The sequence below is a fragment of the Phyllobacterium sp. genome, from assembly GCF_037994405.1.
Lineage (GTDB): Bacteria > Pseudomonadota > Alphaproteobacteria > Rhizobiales > Rhizobiaceae > Phyllobacterium.
On sequence record NZ_JBBNAN010000194.1, the window covers coordinates 1 to 23,214 of the forward strand.

Genomic DNA, 23,214 nt, shown 5'->3' on the forward strand with positions numbered 1-23,214 from the left:
TAGCTTGCCATATCTCAGTGTCTCGAGCGGCGTATTCGAAGTAGGACCGGAAATGGCACTTGCGATCCGCAACCCTGGAAGTGCTCCGATCCTCATGGCGAGCAACTGGCTGGCCGGTGCCGCCACCTTCCCGGCACTTCAGGTGGCGCGTGACTTTCGAAGCATTGATACGATTGCAATCACTGTCGTACTCGATGAAGAGGATATGGGTGGCCCCGCAGCTTTCGCGGATTTTCAACGGCTCACCGAATCGGCACCCAATCCGCTGGAGATCAAAGACGGACGTTGGCGCTGGATCAAAGGCGAGGAAGCCAAGCGGCGGTTCATCGATATTGACGGTACGGAAGTCGAAGCGAGCGCGTACTCACCGCTTGACGTGCTCAGCCTTTCCACTGCGACCAGCGCGAAGTCCATCCGCTTCGATCTGGTCTACGGCGTGTCGGCCAGTCGCCGACGGGGCGACGCATTTTCCACGGAGATTGCCATTGAAACCACCGGCGAATTGTTGACCGGCGAAAAGGTGCACAAGCGTCTCGATATAGTGCACCCCGAGGGTCAGGCCCCGCTCACGGCGCTGCATGTCGCGCTCGGAATCGAGCGTCTTCTCGGTCTCTCCAGCGGTGAACCGGTCAAACCTGGCCTCTATCTCCCCGATTTACTGATGGATCCGGAGCATGTCATCCGGCGCATGAAGGAATTCGGCACAGTCTTCCACCAAGATTGAAACCAAACCAGCTGTGGGTTTCGAGGAGCAAGCCGTACATCTTCCGCGCAATGGCCGCAAAGGAATGCTAAGGAATTCGCGCGCCGCATGGCGCGCGGAATCACTTGAGCACCTGGAGAAACGATGAAGGTCGATATCGACATGGGAGCGGCGCCAGCCGGCGCAAAAGCCATGCTCGATCTGGAAGAGCTTTTGGCGACACGCTTGCTTGTGCAGGGTAATTCGGGTTCGGGAAAATCACATCTGCTTCGCCGCCTGCTCGAACAGAGTGCCCAGTGGGTGCAGCAATGTGTCATCGATCCGGAAGGCGATTTCGTCACACTTGCCGACAAATACGGCCATGTGGTCGTCGATGGGGCGCGTACCGAAAACGAGCTGACCCGGATCGCCGCGCGTATTCGTCAGCACCGTGTTTCCGTCGTACTCGACCTCGAAGGGCTTGATGTCGAGCAACAAATGCGCTGTGCCGCAGCCTTCCTTGGCGGCCTGTTCGATGCTGAGCGCGACTACTGGTACCCGATGCTCGTTGTCGTCGACGAGGCGCAGCTCTTTGCGCCTGCAGTTGCCGGAGAAGTCTCCGACGAAGCGCGAAAACTTTCCCTCGGTGCCATGACCAACCTGATGTGCCGCGGCCGAAAACGCGGCCTTGCCGGCGTCATTGCCACCCAGCGCCTGGCCAAGCTTGCAAAGAATGTCGCCGCTGAAGCCTCCAACTTCCTGATGGGGCGGACGTTTCTCGACATTGACATGGCACGCGCCTCCGATCTTCTCGGTATGGAACGGCGACAGGCAGAACAATTTCGCGATCTGGCACGCGGGCATTTTGTTGCCTTGGGACCGGCACTTTCGCGCCGGCCACTGGCAGTAACCATCGGCCCGGTGGAAACGTCTGCGCGCTCCTCGAGCCCCAAACTGACGCCACTGCCGCAGCCGGGTGAAGACGCACACGATCTGATCTTCACACCGGCGCCTGAAGAGCGTCGCGCGATTGTCCGCCGCGTGCCTCCGCCACCAGCCCCGACGTCAACTGCCGACATTCTCAACCAGTTGACGCAAGCCAAGGCAATGGCACAGGCCGAAGCGCCTGCGCTCACATTGTTTCCCGAGATCGACCAAGCTGAGCGGAATGGCCTGATCGATTCGGTCATGCACGAAATGCTCAATGACCCGGATGCTTCCTTTCGCACGGATGCTGTTCTCTACCAGGATTTTCTCGTTCGCTGCCGTATTCGCCGCGTTCCCGGCGAAGCGCTGGCACTTCCCGAGTTTCGTCGCAGATTAGCCGTTGCTCGGGCTGGAATTGACGGGGAAACGGCGCAAAGCGAGCCATGGCAGCAGGCATTGGAACTGTCGAAGTCGCTGCCCGACGATGTTCAGGGCGTATTCTTTATCGTCGCGCAAGCTGCCGTCACAAGTAGTCCCTGCCCTTCGGATGCCACCTTGGCGCGCGCCTACGGCACCCATTCAGCCCGGCGCGCCCGGCGGCTCCTTACCTATTTCGAGGAACAAGGTTTGATTGTCGTTCGGACCGATTTCACCGGTAATCGTGTCGTCGCCTTTCCGGACCTCGGCCGCGAAACCGCTAGTGGCGACCCGAATGGCCCCGATGAAGGCTCGCCAGAACAGCACGCTGCGGAATAATCAGCCGATCTCGGCCAGAAGCGGCACCAACTCCCCCAGATGCTGGATCTGCCGGAAACGCGAATCGGCAATCGGCGGCTCGACATGTTCGAGCACCCAGGTCAATTCGTGCGGCACAAATATGCCCCAACTGCCCGCCTCGATGGCGGGAATAACATCGGATTTCAGCGAATTGCCGATCATCACGGCTCGTTCCGCTCCATCCCCATGGCGGTTGAAAATCCGTTCATAGGTTGCCTTGTCCTTGTTGCTCACAATCTCGACCGCATCAAAGAAATCGCCAAGACCTGACAGCGCCAGCTTGCGCTCCTGATCGAACAGGTCGCCCTTCGTAATCAGGACGAGCCGATACTGATCCGTGAGTTGCTCCAGCGTTTCCTGCACATGCGGCAGTGTTTCGACCGGATGACGCAGCATCTCACGACCTGCGGCCAGGATTTCAGCGATAATCGAGGCCGGTACCCGACCTTCGGTAACCTCTACCGCCGTTTCGATCAATGAAAGCGTGAAACCTTTAATGCCGAAACCGTAAAGATCGAGGTTACGCTTCTCGATCGCGAGCAACCGGTCGGAAAGATCCGCGACTTCCGCATGTGCGGACAACAGATCGGCAAAGTGCATTTCCGACCTCCGGAAAAACTGTTCGTTCTGCCATAGTGTATCATCTGCGTCGAAGCCGAGTGTGGTGATCGAGTCAGGCATCGAGATAATCGCTTCTTCGGTTAAACTTTTTCTGTCGGGTCGTGTAACTCACTCGTAATAATGGAATCATTGCTCATCCATCTTTTATCAGAAAAATGGTTGTGCTTTATGCCTGGGTAAGGGTGAGAAACGGGGACGACGACAGGGTGAATTGGCTCGGGCAGCTCGGCATAGTCGCAATGTTCCTGTTCTTGTCCTCGCTCGAAGCGTGGTCAGCGGACAATCCATCTGTTTCGACGCCAGCGCAACCGTCAGCGCCAACAGTCAGTCAGATTTGCGCTGCCATCGCAACGAATGCCGATGGCCACGGTGTTCCGCGCGATTTCTTTGCACGGTTAATCTGGAAAGAAAGCCGATTTGACGTAACTGCGACGAGCCCCGTTGGCGCCCGGGGCATTGCACAATTCATGCCTGGAACGGCCAAAGAGCGAAATCTCGACGATCCTTTCGACTTCACCAAGGCCCTTCCGGCTTCCGCGGCGCTGTTGAAGGACCTGCGGCGGGCTTTTGGCAATTGGGGGTTGGCGGCCGCGGCCTACAATGCCGGCCCGACACGGGTGGCAAACTGGCTTTCAAGCGGCGGATTTCTTCCGCTCGAGACAGAAGAATACGTGCTGGACATTACCGGGCAATCGGCGGACGACTTTGCGGCTGGTACCGAGATCAACCTGCGCCCGCTCAACGCCAAACAAAGCTTTGATGCAGCATGCAGGCAGCTGCCGATTGTGCGATTCGCAACCGTTGCCATGGCGCAGATCAAGCCCAAACCGTGGGGTATCCAGATTGCTGGTAACTTCCGTCGTGCTGCTGCTGTTGGCCAGCTCCAACGCTTGCGGCGCAACTTCCCGGCCATATTGAACACGCATGAACCGGTTATCAGCCGCAAGCGTACACCGATGGGACGCCGGGGCATTTATGCCGTGCGAATTGGTGCCGATAGCCGCAGCGAAGCCGATAAGATCTGTGCCCAGCTACACAGCGCGGGTGGAGCCTGTATCGTACTGCGCAATCGATAAAGCGATCGAGAAAAACAGCTGGGGTCACGTACTGTCTGTGACGTGGAAAGGTGCCACCGCAGGAACGCTAAACCAAATTTCCTACGCACAAGTATGTAGCTTGCAACGCTGTGCGATATAGTCGTCAAAATGGTAGAAAAACTTTTGCTTGCCAAAAAACACTTATTCTAGCAGTCTCAATGCGTTCGGGCATTTGCGAACACTGGAAGACTGGAAGAACGGCGCGCCGGAACCGCAAGAATACCGGGTCAGGAGTAATCCTGGCAATGATCGGCTCCTTTCCTGAATTCGAGAACTGCCTGCATGATTTCCGTTAGACGTACTTTACTGAAAACGGCACTACCAATCCCGCAAACCCGGAGGGGGACGCGGTAAGTAAGGAAAAGGAACGAAGCATGGCACAGACCGGTACGGTCAAATTCTTCAACAGTGAAAAAGGCTTTGGCTTTATCAAGCCGGACGACGGCGCAGCGGACATTTTCGTTCACATCTCCGCAGTTCAGGCGTCCGGCCTCACAGGTCTCGCAGACAATCAGAAGGTTTCCTTCGATACCGAGCCTGATCGTCGTGGTAAGGGCCCAAAGGCCGTTAACATCTCGATCACTGAATAATTCTGGCGCTTTGTCGCTGAAATAAATCCCCGATCGGAAATCGGGGATTCCGTTCTAGGAACTTGCGGCGTGTGCCATTGGCCAGCCGCCCCGCCGAAGTGTTATGCGCTTCGTTGCCTTGGATTTGCTGAAATTGTATGCGCTTTCTCCATCCATCAGAAATGACGGTGGAACGAATTCTTGCGCTTTCCGTTCAGCTTGCATTCATTCTGAAGTGACTAAAAAGGACTCTACGGCTGGCGCCCCACTTGAAGTCCAGCCCAACACTATCGGGCGAAGCGCAAACGCTTCGCCAAGGATGCTTCAAAGGAGGCACAAAATGAACAAGGGCACGAAAATTGCCATTCTCGCAGCCGCCGCGTTTGCAACGGCCATGGTCCCCCTCACGTCGGCATCCGCCGATAATTGGCGCGGCGACGGCTACTATCGTCATTACAACCACCACAACAATGGCGATGCTTGGGCAGCAGGCGCAATAGGCCTTGCGGCCGGCGCGCTGCTTGGCAGCGCACTTGCGCAGCCTCGCGAACCCGATGTTATCTATCGCGACTATGATGACGGCTATTATCGCCGTCCGGTTACTGTTTATCGCGAGGTTCCGCGTTACTACGGTGGGGCACGGCCTTGGTCACGTGAATGGTACCGCTACTGCTCAGATCGTTATCGCTCATTCAATCCAGAAACAGGCACATTCCGCGGCTATGACGGACGTGACTATTTCTGCAACGCTAACTGATCTCTTGTAGCAAATTCAAAAAAGGCCGCCGGTGCTCCGGCGGCTTTCTTTGTGTTCAGATCAAAAATGGATTGGACCGTCGTTCCTCGCCAAAACGCCCTCCAGGCCCATGCCCACAGATGAAGCCAATATCGTCTCCGAGCGGCAGCAACTTCGTTTTGATGGAATTGATCAGCTTCGTGTGATCGCCACCTGGCAAATCTGTGCGGCCGACCGAACCATTGAACAGGACATCCCCTACATGGGCGAACTTGGCCACTCGATTAAAATAGACGACATGGCCTGGCGCGTGGCCCGGACAATGCAGCACTTCGAAAACGTGTGATCCGAACGAGACGGTATCGCCCTCAGCTAACCACCGGTCAGGCGTGCAATTGCGAACCTTGTCAGTGATACCATACTGGAGGGCTTTTGCCTCGAGACTATCCAGAAGAAAACGATCGGCTTCGTGTGGTCCTATGATGTCGACGCCAAGAGCATCCTTCATGTCCATTGCCCCTGCGGCATGGTCGATATGGCCATGTGTGATCCAGATTGCCTCAATTACAATACCATTCGACTGGATCGCTTGCAGAACCTGGTCGTTGTCCCCACCCGGATCAACGAGGACGCCATGCTTGTCGTCACTGTCGAAAAGGATTGTGCAATTCTGCTGAAAGGCCGTAACTGGAATAATACCGGCCTGCAATTGTCCCATATCACGCTATCCCATGCTCTTCTTGGACTGCACAAACTGAGTGTAATTCCTATCGCAATGAACGTCCAAATGAAAAGGGCGGTCATGGACCGCCCTCAAGAAATCATTTGTAGTTCGGCAAATCAGGTCTTGGCCATCGAATTCTTGATGGCGCCTACGATAGCCGTCAAAATGAGACCGCCAACGCCACCACCGGCGACCTGACCGATGATCGAACCAATATCCAAGCCCGACGAGGCTGCTGCGTCTGCTACGACCGCGGCACCGCCAGCGCCGAGGAATTGCGTCAGATAACCACCTATAAGTCCACCAATGCCGCCAGCAACGGTATTGCCTGTAGTGCCAAGACTGAGGTTTTTAAGAAGACCACCGACAATATTACCGCCGACACCACCAGAGATAAGCTGGATAATGATAGGAAGAAGCGCTTCCATGATTGACACCCCGTCAACGTTTCAAGCCAGACTCATGCCTGGCATGTGTCATGTTGACTAAGTTTTAAGCAATGTCAAACAGCTTGATACCTCAATTGAGAGGTATCAAACACTATTTTGGCTTCAACTTCCGGTTACTCAGCCGCTGCTTTCTTTGGCATTACTTCCGCTGCATAATCGTTCATCAGATTGACCGCGATCTCACCGACTGTAAAGCGATAAGGCCCAATCTCCGAAACTGGCGTGACTTCTGCAGCTGTACCGGTCAGGAAGCATTGCTCGAAACCTTCCAACTCTTCCGGCATGATTGCCCGCTCAATAACTTCATAGCCGCGGCGCGTGGCAAGATCGATTACCGTGCGGCGCGTGATGCCGTCGAGGAAGCAATCGGGCGTCGGCGTATGAATGACACCATCCTTGACAAAGAACACATTTGCCCCGGTCGCTTCGGCGACCTGGCCACGCCAATCCAGCATCAATGCATCGGCATACCCCTTGGCTTCCGCGGCGTGCTTGGAGATCGTGCAGATCATGTAAAGGCCGGCCGCCTTGGATTTGGACGGTGCTGTCTTAGGGTCGGGGCGGCGATATTCAGCCATGTCGAGCCGGATGCCCTTAAGCTTCTGCGCCGGATCGAAATAACTCGGCCACTGCCAGATCGCGATAGCGACGTTGATCTTGTTTGCCTGAGCCGAAACGCCCATCGATTCACTGCCGCGCCAAGCGATCGGGCGCACATAGGCGTCCTTGAAGCCCTGTTTTGCCAAAAGCTTACGGCTTGCATCATTCAGCTCTTCGACCGTGAAGGGAATCTTGAACCCAAGAATCCGTGCCGATTCATGCAGGCGCTCCGTGTGTTCGTTAAGCTTGAAGATCTCGCCACCATAGGCACGCTCACCTTCAAAGACAGAGCTTGCGTAGTGCAGGCCATGAGTCAGCACATGAATCTTCGCATCCGCCCAGCGAACGAATTCGCCGTTCATCCAGATGTAACCTTCAAGCTGATCAAATGGAACGGATGCCATGTTTTCCTCCAGGCGTTTGATTCCTGATAATTTTGCGGGATTTCACTCTCACCAACTGGTCCCGATTGCCAATTGGTGTACCATTGCCTACGGGCGCCAATAGGCGTTTCTATGAGGAAAATATCTCAGAAACACATATTGGCTTTTCGTTTAATTCAAAATGTAGCCAACAGCTTGCCAAAAATTATCAGCAGTCTAAAATTAAGTCAATAAGACTGACATAATTTCCAACGAGAGCGGAAACCCTGCATGAAATCTTATACACCAGATAGACATATCGAGACAGCCCTGACCAAAAAGGATGCTAGTGAACTTGATATTATCGAGCTGTTTTTCTTTGCCTATCGCGATTTTACCGCCGATCCGGATTTGATCCTGGAAAAGCTAGCTTTTGGCCGGGCGCACCATCGCGTTCTATATTTCATCAACAGGAAACCCGGCATGACAGTCGCCGAGTTACTCGATGTCCTGCAGATTACCAAGCAGAGTCTGGCGCGCGTGCTCAAGCAGCTGATTGACACAGACCATGTCGTCCAGATTCCGGGGCCACGTGACAGGCGCCAGCGCGAGCTCTATCCGACCCCGAAGGGCCGTGAACTGGCGTTGGAACTTGCAGCACCGCAATCACGCCGCATTACCGGTGCATTGGAGCAAATCGGTGTTTCCGACCGGGCGGTGGTTGAGCATTTTCTCAAGGCAATGGTGAATCCCTCGCAATGGCAACAGATCGACAGTTTGCCGAAGGCAGGGTAAAACCAAAGGCTGCCTTCTGGATGGAGGCACAGGAAAGAAGGAACGATATTAGTGAGTGATGAACTTCCACTTTCAGACGATGCGCCGCATTTGCTCATTGTCGACGACGACACCCGAATTCGAAATCTACTGTCGCAATATCTGACCGGCAGCGGTTTTCGCATTACGGTGGCCGCCAACGCGGACGAAGCCCGCCGCAAGCTGGCCGGCCTTGACTTCGATCTTCTCATTCTAGACGTCATGATGCCCGGAGAAAGCGGCGTTGCGCTTACCCAGTCGTTGCGCAAGGAAAAGGATGTGCCGATCCTCATGCTGACGGCCCTGTCGGAAACTGACAGTCGCATCGCAGGTCTGGAAGCCGGTGCTGATGACTATTTGCCAAAACCCTTTGATCCACGTGAATTGATCCTGCGCATCAATAATATCCTGCGACGTGGCTCTCCAGCTACTCAGGCCAAGATCGAACAGATTGTGTTCGGCCCCTATACGTTCATCATCGCCAAACGCGAACTTAAGCGCTCCGGAGAAATGATCCGGTTGACGGACCGAGAACAGGACATCATGGCGATCTTCGCCGCGCGCGCCGGTGAAACGGTACCGCGTCATGAACTGACCGGACAGGAAGGTGACGTTGGTGAGCGTACAATCGACGTCCAGATAAATCGCCTGCGCCGCAAGATCGAAAATGATCCGGCCAATCCGGTCTGGTTGCAGACGGTTCGCGGCGTCGGTTATAAACTAAGCGTGGAGTAACGAGACGAAATCCACCTCAATCAAAAAGCACAGTGCGCAAGCGGACACCAAGACGATGGCAACGACCGAATCCGCCAAGCGTACATTAGCAATCAGGAAGCGTCACTGGCGCCGCAAGCGAAGCACTCTCCTGGGTCCATGGAGGAAATTTACCCGCTGGATGGCACACTGGATGCCGAAGCGGCTCTATGCGCGGTCGCTTATAATCATTATTGCACCGATGGTTCTGCTCCAGTCCGTTATCGCCTTTGTCTTCATGGAACGTCATTGGCAGACGGTAACGCAGCGCCTCTCGACAGCAGTCGTACGCGACATCGCCGGTATTATCGACCTGATGGACACCTATCCGCAGGATCCGGGCTATGAAAATCTAATCCGCATCGCACGGGAGAGGCTGGCGCTCAACATATCGATCCTTCCGGGTGACCCTTTACCGGCACCCGGACCCAAGCCATTTTTCTCCATTCTGGACGGAATTCTAAGCGAGGAGATCACACGGCAAATCAATCGTCCTTTCTGGATCGACACCATCGGTGATTCCGACCTCGTTGAAATCCGTATCCAGCTCGACAACAAGGTTTTGCGCGTCTTTGCCCGCCGAAGCCAGGCCTATGCATCCAACACCTTGATTTTCCTCGTCTGGATGGCTGGTTCTGCGCTTGTCTTGCTTGCAATCGCCATCCTTTTTCTGCGCAACCAGATCAAACCGATACAGCAACTCGCGACGGCAGCCGATAGTTTCGGCAAGGGCCGCGCCCCGCCGCCCGATTTCAAACCGCGTGGCGCAGAAGAAGTGCGCCGCGCCGGCGCAGCATTTATTGTCATGCGTGAGCGTATCGAGCGGCAGATCGACCAGCGTACAACCATGCTGAGCGGTGTTAGCCACGATTTGCGCACCATTCTCACTCGCTTCAAACTCCAACTGGCTCTCGTCGGCAACAGGGTCGATACGGAGGCGATGGAGCAGGACATCGAGGACATGCAGTCGATGCTGGAAGGCTACCTTGCCTTCGCTCGCAGTGAAGCTGAAGAAGAAACGGGGACCTTCAACCTGGAGCGCTTTTTCGCGAAACTGAAGGAAGAAGGCACGCTGCTTGAACGCGGATTTGCGTCCAGCATTCGTGGCGAACCGGAAATTCAGGTTCGTCCGAACGCGTTCTCCCGGTTGATATCTAATCTTGTAACAAATTCATTTCGCTACGCAAAAAACGTATCCGTGAACGCCGATCATCGCGAAGGCTGGTTGACTATCACCATTGATGATGACGGGCCAGGTATTCCTAAGGAAATGCGTGACGAGGTGTTCAAGCCATTTTTCCGGCTGGATGAAGCACGCAATCAGGATTCGAGCGGCACGGGGCTCGGTCTCGCTATCGCGCTCGACATCGCCCGTAGTCATGGCGGCGATATCTCACTGGATGAGAGCCCTGCCGGTGGTTTGCGTGCCGTTGTCAGGATACCTGCCTAGAATTTGCCGCCAACAGCCCCTACGCCGCATGTTCTGCAACGAGCGCAGCGCCATTGGCCGGTGCGCGCTCGGGTAAGGCCTGTACTCCACGCAGATACAGCGCACAGGTCGTGCGAAGCATGGAGGCGAAGTTCGGAATTTCCCCTTGCGCCTGTAGTGCTTCGTCGTAGAGCGTCGAGATGAAGCGCGGAGTCGTCATATTCTGGCTTTCGGCGATCTCATCCAGCAATTTCCAGAATGTTGCTTCCAGTTGAATGCTTGTTGAATGCCCGGCAATGCGCACAGAACGATTGATCTGCCGATAGCCCTGCGGATCCTGTTCTGCAAATACCTTACACATACCAAGAACCTCCCTTCTTTTGTTCCCGCAATACGCGCCGCCAGCGTCCAAAAATGGCATTCTTGCGCGCTGGTGCACTACGGGCAAATTTATTCGGCTCGCAACGCGGTGTGGTAGCCGATTGCCACCACTTTTCTTCTCCCATGTTCATAATCACCGACATGCCCCAACACTGCAACCTTAGTTTTTTGGGCTGCCCATCAATCGTTATGGAGGTGCCTTTGGCAAAAGCCATTCATTCGATGATCCGTATTCTCGATGAGGAGAAGTCCAGATCATTCTATCAGACAGCATTCGGTCTTGAAGTAGCGGATCGGCTCGATTTCGATACGTTCACGCTCGTCTATTTGCGCAACAGCGAAGCTGGTTTCGAGCTTGAGCTAACCATCAACAAGGGACGCACAGAGCCCTATGATGTCGGCGACGGCTATGGCCATCTGGCCTTCAGCGTCGATGACCTCGACGCCGAACATGCGCGCCTCAAACAACAACAGTTGAAAATCCGCGACATCGTGGAATTCAAGCGCGATGGTGCAATGATGGCGCGCTTCTTCTTCGTCGAGGACCCGGATGGTTACAAGATTGAAGTCTTGCAACGACAAGGCCGGTACATGTGAGACCGGTTTAACGGCGTTGGAGGAACGCCACGAGCCAGCAAAGGCATCTTCAAGGATCATCCTGCGGAAATGCCTGTAGCAAGCAAGGGAGGAACACAATGGTTACCATATTCAACCGCAAGCCGGCTGCGCCGGACGGGCTGAGCCCGGACGAACGAAACGGAATATCGCGGCGCGACGTGCTCAAAAGAGGCGGTACGGTCAGCCTTGGCGCAATCCTCGTCATCAGCGGCAGCGCGATTATTCATCCGCAATTTGCCTGGGGACTTGAGACGTCCAATCTCAAACCTGAAACGATGGCGACACTCATTCAGTTGGCTCGCGACATCTATCCGCACGACCACGTCCCGGACCGCTTCTACGCCATCGCGGTTAAACCCTATGATGCCAAGGCTGGAGAGGACCCGAAACAGAAGAAGCTGATCGAGGATGGCATTGCAGATCTCGACAAGCGTGCAGGCAAAGGCGGCTACCTTGGTCTTGGCTGGGAGGATGACCGGTTCGCCATCCTGCGAAAAATAGAGAACACCCCGTTCTTCCAGACCATTCGGGGCGGGCTCGTAACCGGACTCTACAATCAAGAAGAGATCTGGCCCCTCTTTGGTTACGAGGGTGAGTCCTATTCCAAGGGCGGTTACATCGCACGCGGCTTCAGCGACATAGAGTGGCTTTGAGCTGTTCGCGCAATCAAGAACCTTTTGGCTAATGGGAGGAAACCATGGCTGCACCTTTTGATCTAAAGGACGACGGTGTCGTCGTCATCATCGGCTCCGGCGCGGGCGGCGGAACGCTCGGCAATGAGCTTGCCCAAAAGGGCATTGACGTCGTCATTCTCGAAGCTGGCGCCCGCCACGAATATGAGGACTTCATCAACAATGAATGGGAGAGTTTCGGTCAACTTGCCTGGGTCGACAAACGCACCACGTCGGGCGATTGGCGGGTCGCCAAGGATTTCCCCAATCTACCCGCATGGATCGTCAAGTCGGTTGGCGGATCGACCACCCACTGGGCCGGTGCGTCGCTCCGGTTTCAAGAGCATGAGTTTCAGGCGCTGACCCATTATGGCAAGGTCAAGGGTGCCAACCTGCTCGACTGGCCGATAACGTTGGCTGAGATGGAGCCGTATTATGCCAAGGCCGAGGACAAGATGGGCGTTACCCGCACCAACGGCATCGCCGGTCTGCCGGGTAACAACAACTTCAAGGTCCTCAAAGCGGGCGCAGACAAGCTTGGCTACAAGGAGTGCCATACGGGCAATATGGCGATCAATTCCGCTGAGCGCGATGACCGCATGTCATGCCAGCAGACCGGCTTTTGCTTCCAGGGGTGTAAATGGGGCGCAAAATGGTCAACGCTCTACACAGAAATTCCAAAGGGCGAAAAAACCGGCAAGCTAGAAGTTCGTCCCAACTCGATGGTTCAAAAGATCGAGCATGACAAGAGTGGCAAAGTCACTGGCGTTCTCTACGTCGACAAGGATGGCAAGCAGCAACTACAGAAGGCACGCGTTGTCGCCGTTGCCGGCAACTCGATCGAGAGCCCTCGCCTGCTGCTCAACTCGGAATCGAGCATGTTCCCCGATGGGCTCGCCAACTCTTCGGGCCAGGTGGGGCGCAATTATATGCGCCATACGACTGGTTCCGTTTATGCGACCTTCGAAAAGCCGGTGCATATGTATCGCGGTACGACCATGGCTGGCATCATCCGTGATGAAGCCCGTCATGACCCCTCTCGAGGCTTCGTAGGCGGGTACGAAATGGAGACTCTGTCGCTTGGACTGCCGTTCATGGCGGCATTCCTTGATCCAGGTGGCTGGGGCAGATCTTTTACCTCCGCGCTTGACCAATACGTAAACATGGCAGGTCTCTGGATCGTCGGTGAAGACATGCCACAGGAAGACAACCGAATCACACTGCACAAGGATGAGAGGGACAAATACGGCCTGCCCATCGCCAACGTGAACTTCAGCGATCATCCAAATGACGTCGCCATGCGCGATCACGCATACGAACAGGGTCAAGCACTTTATCGCGCTGTGGGTGCCACTCGCACCTTCCCGACGCCACCCTATCCTTCAACGCATAATCTGGGCACGAACCGCATGAGCGAGAAACCGAGGGATGGTGTGGTCAACAAGCACGGCCAGAGCCATGACATCAAGAATCTGTTTGTTTCTGATGGCAGCCAGTTCACAACGGGTGGCGCAGAGAATCCAACGCTCACCATTGTCAGTCTCGCCATCCGGCAGGCCGATTACATTGCAAGGGAGATGGCCGCAAAGACGATCTGAACCACCATCGGTAGTTCCCAAGCGCTGACAGCCAACTACGCCGTTGCTACAATTTCCAACCGGAATTGCGTCAATGGCGTAGCCTTTTTCGGATTGAAATTAGAACAGCTTACCGCCGTTCGGCACCGGTTTGCTGATGGCAGCGAGGACGACGGCCCCCTCTTCATCGGGAAATCCAAGGGTCAGCACTTCCGACATGAAGGGCCCGATCTGACGTGGCGGGAAATTCACCACCGCCATAACCTGCCGGCCTTTCAGCTCGTCCAGATCATAGTGTTTGGTGATCTGTGCGGATGATTTCTTGACCCCAATCTCGGGTCCGAAATCAATTTTGAGTTTGAAGGCAGGCTTGCGGGCCTCGGGAAACGTTTCGGCTTCGACGATCGTGCCGACACGTATATCCACTTTTTCGAATTCATCGAAACTGATCGTCATGTTCCCTGAAATCCTGACGTAGAGACTATTCGAGATGCGCCAGACGCCATCTAGGCCGAACCTACAGTCTCGAACAGGATACTGTCGAGCGATTCCCGTGCTGTCGATCCGGACCAGACGACAAACTGGAAAGCCTGGAAATAGGTCTCGCAGGCATCGAGGGCACTTGAGAGCAAAACCTCGACTTGTTTGCTAGTCGGCTCGGCTCCACCCGAAAGCAGTAGTGACTGGCGATACATCACCGCCCCTTCCTGCCGCCAGAGATCAAAATGGCCCATCAAAAGCTGTTCGTTGATCAACGAGAGCAGACGCATCACCTCATTGACGCGCGGTTCGCTAATCGCAATGTCAAAAGCGCAAGCCAGATGCAGCGCCTCGAAATCCTCCATCCAGGAGAAGGAGATCTGGTAGTCGGTCCAGCTCCCTTCAACAGTGATGGCAATTTCATCTTCCCCGGTGCGCTCGAATGCCCATTCGTTGGCGTGGGCTACATGTTCGATCACATCAACCGGATGCAAATCGCGCGCAATTTCTATTTCCAGAAGGCTCATCGCCACTACCTGCTAAATCGAATCTCATATGACGCTGCGGGAGCACAGCACCCACCCGAAAGACACCAAACGCTTGAAAACTCACCGGGCAGGCAGAACGCACCCGCCGGTTCGCGGTTAAGAACCAGATTAACCGCCAGCATGATCGCTGAAACGAATCATGCTGTAATTTCAGTGTATTGATGCTGAGTCCGAGCGCCAGCCCCCATTTGGTCGAATGGCGCGAATGGATGTGGACAGACGCTCTGAAAAAGATTCACGACCTGCCTTTAACTGACTCTAAGAAAACGGTTTTCGGCGATTTCCACCTGTTGATAAATTCTTAAGATTTATTTTGGGGAAAGTGAAAATCGCAACCGGATCGCGGCGAAAACGGGAAGGAAGAAACAAGGCGAAGATTTGCGCCGCATCGAAACTTGCGAAAATACAAAAAACGTACCAGCGGCGTGCCGCTGGTACGTTTAGATCAGTCAGACCGTTCTTGAGATCAGTCTTTCTTCGTGCGACCGGTTGCTGGCCCTGGTTTTGCGGGCTTGGCAGCCTGATCCTTGTTACCGACAAGAGCTTCCAGCGCTTCGATCCGCGCCAGAAGTGCCGTATTCTCTGCCCTCGCACGAATTGCCATTTCGCGCACAGCCTCAAAATCTTCGCGCTGCACTACATCCATCGTGTTGAGCAATCGTTCGGCCTGGCCGCGGAACGCTGTTTCGACTTCACGACGCACGCCCTGCGCTGCGCCTGCAGCGTCGGTCACAAGCTTCGCCAGTTCATCGAGAACGCGGTTTGATCCATTCGTCATCGCGGATACCTCCTCTACTGCGCCGTGCGCCCTTTGGAGCACAAAGGACGCAGTAGCATCTTGAATTGGCGCATTTTTCTTCCGAAATCGATCTCGGTTTCGTTATGCGCTGGTTTCCCAATCAAATAATCGCCGCCCGGCGTGATTGCAAGCAAGTTGGGCATTGGATCGCCCACGCGCAAATGTTACCGCAGAGGCAACTTGACGCTCTCCATGCCCTCGCGCATGGTCCCGCCGATGACCAATCACCACTGGAGTGCTTTTGTGAGCGAAATTCTTCTCCCGACATTTGCCGCGATTGCATTCCCGGATATTGATCCCGTAATTTTCTCCATCGGCCCATTGTCGGTCCACTGGTATGGTCTGGGTTACGTCGTCGGCATTCTTTTTGCTTGGTGGTATGGCAAGCGGCTGATCAGCAAACCTCGACTCTGGCCGAATAATACCCCACCGATGAAGCCCACAGATCTGGATGATTTCGTTCTGTGGGCAGCGCTCGGCGTCGTGCTCGGGGGGCGCATCGGCTACATATTGTTCTATGATTTTTCAAGGTATCTCGCGCACCCACTTGATATATTCAAGGTTTGGGAAGGCGGTATGTCATTTCATGGAGGTTTGCTCGGTACCATTTTGGCGATGATTCTCTTTGCCCGGTCACGCCGGATCAATGTCTACAGCATGTTCGATACCATCGCAGCCGGCGTGCCGGTCGGCCTCGGTCTCGTCCGGGTGGCCAATTTCATCAACAGCGAGCTCTGGGGGCGGCCAACCGATGTGCCGTGGGGGATGATCTTTCCAACGGGCGGCTCCTTCGTGCGCCATCCAAGCCAGCTTTACGAGGCGGCACTTGAAGGCATCGTTCTTTTCACAACGCTGGCGATGCTGATCTTCTATGGCCGCAAGCTAAAAAGCCCTCGCTTCATCAGCGGCGCCTTTATCACGCTCTATGGCCTCTCGCGCATTTTCGTGGAGTTTTTTCGCGAACCGGACGCGCAACTCGGCTATCTCTATGGCGGCTGGCTCACAATGGGGATGGTTCTTTCCATTCCCATGGTGCTGGTCGGTCTTGCCTTCATAGTGTCAGCCCGTAACCCCGAAGTTGCCACCGGACGATGAACCTGAAGCAACGCATAATTCGCCAGATAGAAGCCACCGGACCGATCAGCGTGGCAGATTATATGGCAATGTGCCTCTTCGACCGCGATGCCGGTTACTACACGACGCGCGAACCCTTTGGCAAAGACGGCGATTTCATTACAGCACCCGAAGTCAGTCAGATGTTTGGCGAACTCGTTGGCGTGTGGTGCGTCAGCGCCTGGCAGGCCCTCGGCTGCCCCAGTGAATTCGTCCTTTGTGAAATGGGCCCTGGACGCGGCACATTGATGAAGGACCTGATCCGTGCAGCGCAAAAAATCGCACCGGATTTCTTTGCTGCCGCAAAGATCCGCTTGGTGGAAATCAGCCAGCGGTTGACGCAAATCCAGCAATCGACGCTCGGCGACTATAAAAGCGTGATCCAATGGAACAAGCGGCTGAGCGACATTGAATCCGCGCCGCTTATTCTTGTTGCCAACGAGCTTTTCGACGCCATTCCTTCACGACAATACGTCAAGACGAAGGGGCGCTTCGTCGAACGCATGCTTGCACTCAATACCGGGAAAAATCTTGTCTTTGCTGCCGGTTCCGGGGTCATCGATCAGGCTTTGCTTCCACCAGCCTGTGATATTGCGCCTGAAGGCAGCGTTTTCGAAATTGCCCCTGCCCGCAGCGCCTTGATGCAGGAGATTGCTGAACGGATTCACCGCGAGCGGGGTGCGGCACTCCTGTTTGACTATGGGCATTTGCAACCGGGTTTCGGCGATACACTTCAAGCGTTGAGCCGACATTCATCGGTCGATGTACTGCACATTCCCGGCGCAGCCGATTTGACCACCCATGTAGATTTTTACAGCTTGGCGCAGCCAGCGCGCGCAGAGGGCTGCAAGACGAGCGCCATGACCCAGGGCGAGTTTCTGATCGCAATGGGCTTGCTGGATCGCGCCGGAGCATTAGGCCAAGGCAAATCGGCCAACTTTCAGGATCAGATCAGCGCAGATGTGGAGCGTCTCGCCGGCCCTGATCAGATGGGAACACTGTTCAAAGTGCTTTGCGTGACGGATCCTGCTACGCACATCTATCCATTCGAAGCGAAATGAAATTCAGGCGATTGACTTCAATCGATTGCTCAACCACCATCCGCAGCCTTGAAAGGCATCCGGCATGATCACATCCGACAAACCAGCCCCTTTGCGTTCTTCCTCGCTGGGATCCCCCCAAATAGATCGAATCGCTCACGGTTTTTTCACCCGCAAAGGTGGTGTATCAGACGGTATCTACCGCGGATTGAACGTCGGCAGTGGTTCAAATGACAATCAGGATCATGTCAGGGAAAACCGCCGACGCGTTGCTGAATCCCTCGGCGCGCCCCTGTCGCACCTCGTGACCGTTCACCAGGTCCACTCTCCCGACGTGGTCACTGTAACGGCTCCGTTCGTCGGCGACAGGCCAGATGCCGATGCGATGGTAACTGCAACGCCTGGTATCGTCATTGGCGCGCTGTCAGCCGATTGCGGCCCGATTTTGTTTGCCGACAAGGAGGCGAGGGTCGTTGGTGCTGCCCACGCCGGATGGCGTGGTGCGATTGCCGGAGTTCTTGAGAACACGGTTGAGGCAATGATAGTTCTTGGCGCACGGCGTGATCGCATTCATGCCGTTCTTGGCCCAACGATCGGCCCAGACAACTACGAAGTCGGTAGTGAATTTTACGATCAGTTTGTTGGAATGGATCCGTCATACAAGGGTTTCTTCCGCGACTCGATCAAGGACGGCCATAAAATGTTTGATCTGTGGGCCTTTATCACCACTCGCCTCATTGACGCCGGTGTGAATACCTCGTCGCTTCAAGCATGCACCTATGCGGATGAGGACCAGTTCTTCTCCTACAGGCGAACGACCCATCGCAAGGAACCAGACTACGGTCGCCAGATTTCGGCGATCACTATCACGGAGTAAAAGCATGGCCCTTCATTTCGAACCGGAAGAATTTGCTGCGCGCCGTGACCGCCTGATGATGGTGATGGCAGAGCAGAAGCTGGATGCGGTCCTGCTTTTTGCCCAGGAAAGCATGTATTGGCTTACAGGCTATGATACGTTTGGCTTCTGCTTCTTCCAGTGCCTCGTCGTCAAAGCCGATGGCAGCAATGTGTTGATGACCCGCTCCGCGGATCTGCGGCAGGCGCGTCAGACATCCAATATCGAGAATATTGTCGTATGGGCTGACCGGGACAATGCCAACCCTGCCGCAGATCTGCGCGAAATTCTCAATGATCTCGACTTGCTCGGCCGCCGCATCGGCATCGAATATCAGACTCACGGGCTGACAGCCGCCAACGGCCGGAAACTGGATGAGCAGCTCACTGCATTCGGGCAGCTCGTCGATATTTCGGGCATTATCGATAAACTTCGCGTCCTGAAAAGCCCCGCAGAAATCGTTTATAGCCGCAAGGCAGCGGAGCTCAGCGACGAAGCGCTGGACGCCGCCCTGAAATTGACCAAGGCCGGCGCTGATGAAGGCGTGATCCTTGCTGCCATGCAATCAGCAATCTTTGCCGGTGGCGGCGACTATCCGGCCAATGAGTTTATCATCGGCTCCGGCGAAGATGCGTTGCTCTGCCGGTATAAGGCGGGCCGGCGTAAATTGGCCAAGAACGACCAGCTGACACTGGAATGGGCCGGCGTCTATCGCCATTATCACGCACCAATGATGCGCACTGTCCTGACCGGCAAGGCATCAAAACGCCACCAGGAGCTTTATGATGCGGCCCTGGAGGCGCTACTTGCAGTGGAAGCTGCAATGACACCAGCTTCCACTTTCGGCGATGTCTTCGATGCGCACGCCAAGGTAATGGAAGCTCACGAATTGACACGCCACCGCCTCAACGCTTGCGGCTATTCAGTCGGCGCACGGTTTACACCATCCTGGATGGACATGCCGATGTTTTATTCCGGCAATCCAGAACGGATTCAGCCCGATATGACACTTTTTGCTCACATGATTATTATGGATTCAGACAGCAATACGGCCATGACCCTTGGCCGTACCTATCTCACAACGAATGGCGATGCGGAGCCACTTTCCCGCCAACCTCTTGACTTGATCGTAAAATAAAACTTCTGTCTGCTTCTGTTTATTAAGCGGACTAACAGCTCATGACGGGGTTTGACTGAATATGACGTCGCGTAACTCACTGACATGTGCGGTCGCAGTTCTGACAGCGCTTGCACTTACCGCGTGCAACAGTTCGGAATCCCCGATCGGCGTCACCAAATCTGATCTGCAGAACAACCAGACAACGCCAGCGCCAGGAACGCCAGCAACTCCGGGTACAACCGCTTCACCTGGGACACCAGCCACAACGGCCGCGCAAGGAGTTGCGACGCCGGGAAGGCCTGCGACAGCGCCTGGTGCTGGTACAGTTACCGCATCCGGGTCGACCCAAGCTGGCACACCAACAGCACCCGGTTCACCGCGCACGGCAAAATTGCGATTTGCACCTATCGTCGGTGCGCCGATTGCAGCAGCCACGCCGCTATCACAGAGATTGTCTGCGCTCGCCAAGGAAAAGGGCATTACGCTCGGCACAGCAGCTGATACGGACAATACCCATATCATGAAGGGCTACTTCTCTGCCCTTCCCGACGGCAATCAGACAACCATAATCTATGTGTGGGATGTGCTCGATCCCGCAGGTACACGTCTCCACCGCATTCAGGGCCAGGAAAAAGTCCCCGGCGGCGGTGCTGATCCATGGAGCACAGTCCCGCCCAAAACTATGGAAGGGATCGCCGACAAGGCAATCCAAGGCTATCTGGCATGGGTATCAGGCGCCAAGACGTGACAAATTTACGCGTTTTGCGCGATATTTCCGGTGAATTGTGCATGAATCTTGCTTGGCCGCTTGCAATGTGCGTCAAGCGCAGTAAAAGGCCCGCCATATCCTTTACTCGGCAGACGCTCTGAAAAAGACGTGAGGAAAATACGGCATGAAACTCTTCGCGGGCAATTCCAATCGTGTTCTCGCCGAATCTGTCGCCAAATATCTCAACATTCCACTTGGAAAAGCCAGCGTTCGGCGTTTCGCTGACCAGGAGATCTTTGTCGAGATTCAGGAGAATGTCCGCGGCGAAGACGTTTTCGTGATGCAATCGACGTCGTTTCCCGCGAATGATCATCTGATGGAATTGCTCATCATGATCGACGCATTCCGCAGATCTTCGGCCAAGCGCATCACTGCTGTTCTCCCCTATTTCGGTTATGCCCGCCAGGATCGCAAACCTGGTCCCCGCACGCCAATTTCCGCCAAGCTCGTCGCCAATCTGATCACCGAAGCCGGAGCGAACCGCGTCCTGACGCTCGATCTGCACGCGGGCCAGATCCAGGGATTCTTCGATATCCCGACCGACAATCTCTATGCCGTTCCAGTTATCGCTCGCGACGTCCGCGCCCATTATGGCACGTCGAATGTCATGGTTGTTTCGCCAGACGTTGGTGGCGTGGTTCGCGCCCGCTCGCTGGCAAAACGCATCGATGCTCAACTTGCCATAGTTGACAAACGCCGCGATCGTCCGGGCGAGTCGGAAGTCATGAATGTCATCGGTGACGTTCGCGGCAAGGACTGCTTGCTGTTCGACGACATTGTCGATTCCGGCGGCACGCTGTGCAATGCTGCGGAGGCGCTTCTGGCAAAAGGTGCCACCAGCGTAACTGCCTATATCACGCATGGCGTTCTCTCCGGCGGCGCCGTTGCGCGTATCACCGGTTCCAAACTCAAGGAACTGGTCATCACCGACTCCATTCAGCCGACGCCTGCCATCGAGGCCGCGCACAACATCCGCGTGCTGTCGATTTCCGATCTGATCGGCGAAGCGGTTTCACGCACTGCATCGGAAGAGTCCGTTTCCAGCCTGTTCGACTAGATCATCTGCAACAATAGTGCGGACTGTGGTTTGCTGGCAGCCGGTCGAGCAACCAACTTGCACAACAGCCATCTTTCCGTTATAGAGCCGCCATCCGCGTAGACACCCTTGGAGGCAACGCGGAATGTGGCGGTCTTGTTGGCCGCTTCATGTTTTTTGGATTGCCGCTCATCGGCCTCAAAAAACACTCCAGATTTGAACCTCGAAAGGAAATGCCATGAGCGAAGCATACGAGCTCAAGGCCGAGGCGCGCGAACGGGTCGGTAAGGGGTCCGCCCGGGAAATTCGCCGCAACGGTAAAGTGCCAGCAGTCATCTATGGTGACAAGCAGGCGCCAATCTCGATTACCCTCGATTACAAGACGCTGTACTACAAGATTCACGGCGGCGGTTTCAAGACGACGATCGCTAACATCCTTCTGGACGGCAAGTCGATTCAGGTCCTTCCAAAGGACTTCCAGCTTGATCCGGTCAGCGATAAGCCAGTGCACGTCGACTTCCTGCGCGTATCGGCCAAGTCGGTCGTCAACGTGCATGTGCCGATTCACTTCCACAATGAAGATGCAGCACCGGGCATCAAGCGCGGCGGCGTTCTCAATATCGTTCGTCACGATGTCGAGCTTCATGCTCCTGCAAACGCCATTCCGGACGCGATCGACATCGATCTGACCGGCTTGCAAATCGGTGACTCCATCCACATTTCTGCCGTGACCTTGCCGAAGGGCGTTACGCCAGTCATTCAGGATCGCGATTTCACCATCGCTACCATTGTTGGTCACGCTGCTGAAGTAGAAGTAGTCACTGAAGCTGCAGCCGAGACCATTGAAACGGCAGAAAAAGAAGGCGAGTAATCGTCTCTGGTTATTGGGAGCTAGGCGCGTGCTGCTTATCGCAGGTCTTGGCAATCCGGGCTCCCAATATGCTGCAAACCGCCACAATATCGGTTTCATGGCGGCGGATGAAATACACCGCCGCCATAATTTCTCGCCTTGGACCAAGAAGTTTCAGGCGCTCGTCGCCGATGGTATCATCGACGGTGAAAAGACCATCCTGATCAAACCTCAGACTTTCATGAACCTGTCCGGTCAGGCCGTTGGTGAAGCGATGCGCTTCTACAAACTGGCTCTTGGCGACCTTGTCGTAATCTATGACGAATTGGATCTGCCGTGTCGCAAAGTTCGAGTGAAGACGGGTGGTGGCTCTGGAGGTCATAACGGCATCAAGTCCATCGATGCCCATTGCGGCAAGGACTATCGCCGTGTCCGCCTCGGCATCGGCCATCCCGGCGTTAAGGAAATGGTTTCCAACCATGTCCTCGGTAATTTTACCAAAGCAGACAGTGAGTGGCTGGAGCCGTTGCTCGAGGCGATTGCTGTCAATGCCGGGCTCCTCGTTAAGAAGGACGATGCCGGTTTTATGAATCGCGTGTCGCTGGCTCTTGGTAACGGCACCAAGACAGCGAGCGGCGCGACGGAAAAGCCTGTTGCAAAGCCGGCTGGTCAAAGCCATATCCGGCAGGCGCGGAACCAAAAGCCTGCCGTTAACATTCCAAAATCCGGCCCCATGGCCGACATGCTGAACAAGCTCTTCGGCAAAAAAGAATAAGGA

General features: G+C 55.2%; 27 protein-coding genes and 1 pseudogene. 19 read left to right on the forward strand and 9 right to left on the reverse strand.

Annotation, left to right across the window (positions count from 1 at the left end):
* The coding region (locus tag AAAC48_RS10905; protein WP_340654191.1) for an NAD(P)-dependent oxidoreductase at positions 1 to 724 on the forward strand (724 nt) is incomplete at its 5' end.
* A 123-nt stretch (positions 725 to 847) separates the two neighbouring features.
* Positions 848 to 2,365, forward strand: coding sequence for an ATP-binding protein (locus AAAC48_RS10910; RefSeq protein WP_340654192.1), 1,518 nt, complete (start codon positions 848 to 850; stop codon positions 2,363 to 2,365).
* On the opposite strand, the gene AAAC48_RS10915 is transcribed toward AAAC48_RS10910, so the two are convergent.
* Complete coding sequence (locus tag AAAC48_RS10915) at positions 2,366 to 3,067, reverse strand: HAD family hydrolase (RefSeq protein WP_340654193.1); 702 nt, start codon at positions 3,065 to 3,067, stop codon at positions 2,366 to 2,368.
* A 179-nt stretch (positions 3,068 to 3,246) separates the two neighbouring features.
* Here AAAC48_RS10915 and AAAC48_RS10920 point away from each other — a divergent pair, with 179 nt between their 5' ends.
* The 3 genes from AAAC48_RS10920 to AAAC48_RS10930 all read left to right on the forward strand — a co-directional run bounded on the left by AAAC48_RS10920 (position 3,247) and on the right by AAAC48_RS10930 (position 5,430).
* A complete protein-coding gene (locus tag AAAC48_RS10920) occupies positions 3,247 to 4,083 on the forward strand; it encodes a lytic transglycosylase domain-containing protein (protein WP_340654194.1) in 837 nt (278 codons plus the stop codon).
* A gap of 395 nt (positions 4,084 to 4,478) precedes the next feature.
* Positions 4,479 to 4,694, forward strand: coding sequence for a cold-shock protein (locus AAAC48_RS10925; RefSeq protein WP_113484652.1), 216 nt, complete (start codon positions 4,479 to 4,481; stop codon positions 4,692 to 4,694).
* 319 nt (positions 4,695 to 5,013) lie between these two features.
* Positions 5,014 to 5,430: a BA14K family protein gene (locus tag AAAC48_RS10930; RefSeq protein WP_340654195.1), complete on the forward strand. Its 417-nt coding sequence runs from the start codon at positions 5,014 to 5,016 to the stop codon at positions 5,428 to 5,430.
* Positions 5,431 to 5,485: 55 nt separating this feature from the next.
* Here the strand turns inward: AAAC48_RS10930 and AAAC48_RS10935 are convergent, their stop codons facing one another.
* The 3 genes from AAAC48_RS10935 to AAAC48_RS10945 all read right to left on the reverse strand — a co-directional run bounded on the left by AAAC48_RS10935 (position 5,486) and on the right by AAAC48_RS10945 (position 7,586).
* Entirely contained in the window at positions 5,486 to 6,127 is a 642-nt protein-coding gene (locus AAAC48_RS10935) for an MBL fold metallo-hydrolase (protein ID WP_340654196.1), read from the reverse strand.
* A gap of 122 nt (positions 6,128 to 6,249) precedes the next feature.
* Positions 6,250 to 6,561: a hypothetical protein gene (locus AAAC48_RS10940; protein ID WP_340654197.1), complete on the reverse strand. Its 312-nt coding sequence runs from the start codon at positions 6,559 to 6,561 to the stop codon at positions 6,250 to 6,252.
* A gap of 134 nt (positions 6,562 to 6,695) precedes the next feature.
* Positions 6,696 to 7,586, reverse strand: a complete 891-nt coding sequence (locus AAAC48_RS10945) for a branched-chain amino acid aminotransferase (RefSeq protein WP_340654198.1) — start codon at positions 7,584 to 7,586, stop codon at positions 6,696 to 6,698.
* A 249-nt stretch (positions 7,587 to 7,835) separates the two neighbouring features.
* Between AAAC48_RS10945 and AAAC48_RS10950 the strand changes: the two genes are divergently transcribed.
* The 3 genes from AAAC48_RS10950 to AAAC48_RS10960 all read left to right on the forward strand — a co-directional run bounded on the left by AAAC48_RS10950 (position 7,836) and on the right by AAAC48_RS10960 (position 10,560).
* A complete protein-coding gene (locus tag AAAC48_RS10950) occupies positions 7,836 to 8,339 on the forward strand; it encodes a MarR family transcriptional regulator (RefSeq protein ID WP_340654199.1) in 504 nt (167 codons plus the stop codon).
* 45 nt (positions 8,340 to 8,384) lie between these two features.
* The gene (locus AAAC48_RS10955; protein ID WP_340654223.1) at positions 8,385 to 9,092 is read left to right on the forward strand and encodes a response regulator transcription factor; all 708 of its coding nucleotides are present in this window, start codon (positions 8,385 to 8,387) and stop codon (positions 9,090 to 9,092) included.
* Positions 9,093 to 9,252: 160 nt separating this feature from the next.
* Positions 9,253 to 10,560, forward strand: a complete 1,308-nt coding sequence (locus tag AAAC48_RS10960) for an ATP-binding protein (RefSeq protein ID WP_340654200.1) — start codon at positions 9,253 to 9,255, stop codon at positions 10,558 to 10,560.
* 19 nt (positions 10,561 to 10,579) lie between these two features.
* Here AAAC48_RS10960 and AAAC48_RS10965 read toward each other — a convergent pair whose 3' ends face one another.
* Together AAAC48_RS10965 and AAAC48_RS10970 are read right to left on the reverse strand one after the other, a co-directional pair.
* Entirely contained in the window at positions 10,580 to 10,900 is a 321-nt protein-coding gene (locus AAAC48_RS10965) for a ribbon-helix-helix domain-containing protein (protein WP_340654201.1), read from the reverse strand.
* Complete coding sequence (locus AAAC48_RS10970; protein WP_340654202.1) at positions 10,893 to 11,135, reverse strand: hypothetical protein; 243 nt, start codon at positions 11,133 to 11,135, stop codon at positions 10,893 to 10,895. Before AAAC48_RS10970 ends, AAAC48_RS10965 begins: the two co-directional genes overlap by 8 nt.
* Here AAAC48_RS10970 and AAAC48_RS10975 point away from each other — a divergent pair.
* The 3 genes from AAAC48_RS10975 (at position 11,122) to AAAC48_RS10985 (ending at position 13,807) form a co-directional block, all read left to right on the forward strand.
* Positions 11,122 to 11,517: a glyoxalase superfamily protein gene (locus AAAC48_RS10975; RefSeq protein WP_340654203.1), complete on the forward strand. Its 396-nt coding sequence runs from the start codon at positions 11,122 to 11,124 to the stop codon at positions 11,515 to 11,517. The genes AAAC48_RS10970 and AAAC48_RS10975 overlap by 14 nt on opposite strands.
* Before the next feature lie 98 nt (positions 11,518 to 11,615).
* A complete protein-coding gene (locus tag AAAC48_RS10980; protein ID WP_340654204.1) occupies positions 11,616 to 12,191 on the forward strand; it encodes a gluconate 2-dehydrogenase subunit 3 family protein in 576 nt (191 codons plus the stop codon).
* A gap of 44 nt (positions 12,192 to 12,235) precedes the next feature.
* Complete coding sequence (locus AAAC48_RS10985) at positions 12,236 to 13,807, forward strand: GMC family oxidoreductase (protein ID WP_340654205.1); 1,572 nt, start codon at positions 12,236 to 12,238, stop codon at positions 13,805 to 13,807.
* A 99-nt stretch (positions 13,808 to 13,906) separates the two neighbouring features.
* Here AAAC48_RS10985 and AAAC48_RS10990 read toward each other — a convergent pair whose 3' ends face one another.
* The 3 genes and pseudogenes from AAAC48_RS10990 to AAAC48_RS11000 all read right to left on the reverse strand — a co-directional run.
* Positions 13,907 to 14,254: a tRNA-binding protein gene (locus tag AAAC48_RS10990; protein WP_340654224.1), complete on the reverse strand. Its 348-nt coding sequence runs from the start codon at positions 14,252 to 14,254 to the stop codon at positions 13,907 to 13,909.
* A 38-nt stretch (positions 14,255 to 14,292) separates the two neighbouring features.
* Entirely contained in the window at positions 14,293 to 14,793 is a 501-nt protein-coding gene (locus AAAC48_RS10995; protein ID WP_112530758.1) for a YbjN domain-containing protein, read from the reverse strand.
* A gap of 562 nt (positions 14,794 to 15,355) precedes the next feature.
* A pseudogene (locus AAAC48_RS11000) lies at positions 15,356 to 15,592 on the reverse strand (accessory factor UbiK family protein); the annotation flags it as partial.
* Between the two features lie 264 nt (positions 15,593 to 15,856).
* Between AAAC48_RS11000 and lgt the strand changes: the two are divergent.
* The 8 genes from lgt to pth all read left to right on the forward strand — a co-directional run bounded on the left by lgt (position 15,857) and on the right by pth (position 23,211).
* Positions 15,857 to 16,708, forward strand: a complete 852-nt coding sequence (gene lgt, locus AAAC48_RS11005; RefSeq protein ID WP_340654206.1) for a prolipoprotein diacylglyceryl transferase — start codon at positions 15,857 to 15,859, stop codon at positions 16,706 to 16,708.
* Positions 16,705 to 17,787, forward strand: coding sequence for a class I SAM-dependent methyltransferase (locus tag AAAC48_RS11010; protein ID WP_340654207.1), 1,083 nt, complete (start codon positions 16,705 to 16,707; stop codon positions 17,785 to 17,787). Before lgt ends, AAAC48_RS11010 begins: the two co-directional genes overlap by 4 nt.
* A 64-nt stretch (positions 17,788 to 17,851) precedes the next feature.
* A complete protein-coding gene (gene pgeF / locus AAAC48_RS11015; protein WP_340654208.1) occupies positions 17,852 to 18,643 on the forward strand; it encodes a peptidoglycan editing factor PgeF in 792 nt (263 codons plus the stop codon).
* Between the two features lie 4 nt (positions 18,644 to 18,647).
* Positions 18,648 to 19,799 (forward strand): Xaa-Pro peptidase family protein, encoded by a 1,152-nt coding sequence (locus AAAC48_RS11020; protein WP_340654210.1) that lies wholly within the window; start codon positions 18,648 to 18,650, stop codon positions 19,797 to 19,799.
* Positions 19,800 to 19,860: 61 nt separating this feature from the next.
* Entirely contained in the window at positions 19,861 to 20,529 is a 669-nt protein-coding gene (locus AAAC48_RS11025; RefSeq protein WP_340654211.1) for a hypothetical protein, read from the forward strand.
* 145 nt (positions 20,530 to 20,674) lie between these two features.
* A complete protein-coding gene (locus tag AAAC48_RS11030; protein ID WP_340654212.1) occupies positions 20,675 to 21,607 on the forward strand; it encodes a ribose-phosphate pyrophosphokinase in 933 nt (310 codons plus the stop codon).
* 217 nt (positions 21,608 to 21,824) lie between these two features.
* On the forward strand, positions 21,825 to 22,457 hold the full coding sequence (locus AAAC48_RS11035; RefSeq protein ID WP_340654213.1) for a 50S ribosomal protein L25/general stress protein Ctc: 633 nt from the start codon (positions 21,825 to 21,827) through the stop codon (positions 22,455 to 22,457).
* Between the two features lie 28 nt (positions 22,458 to 22,485).
* On the forward strand, positions 22,486 to 23,211 hold the full coding sequence (gene pth, locus AAAC48_RS11040) for an aminoacyl-tRNA hydrolase (protein ID WP_340654214.1): 726 nt from the start codon (positions 22,486 to 22,488) through the stop codon (positions 23,209 to 23,211).
* Positions 23,212 to 23,214 lie beyond the last annotated feature (3 nt).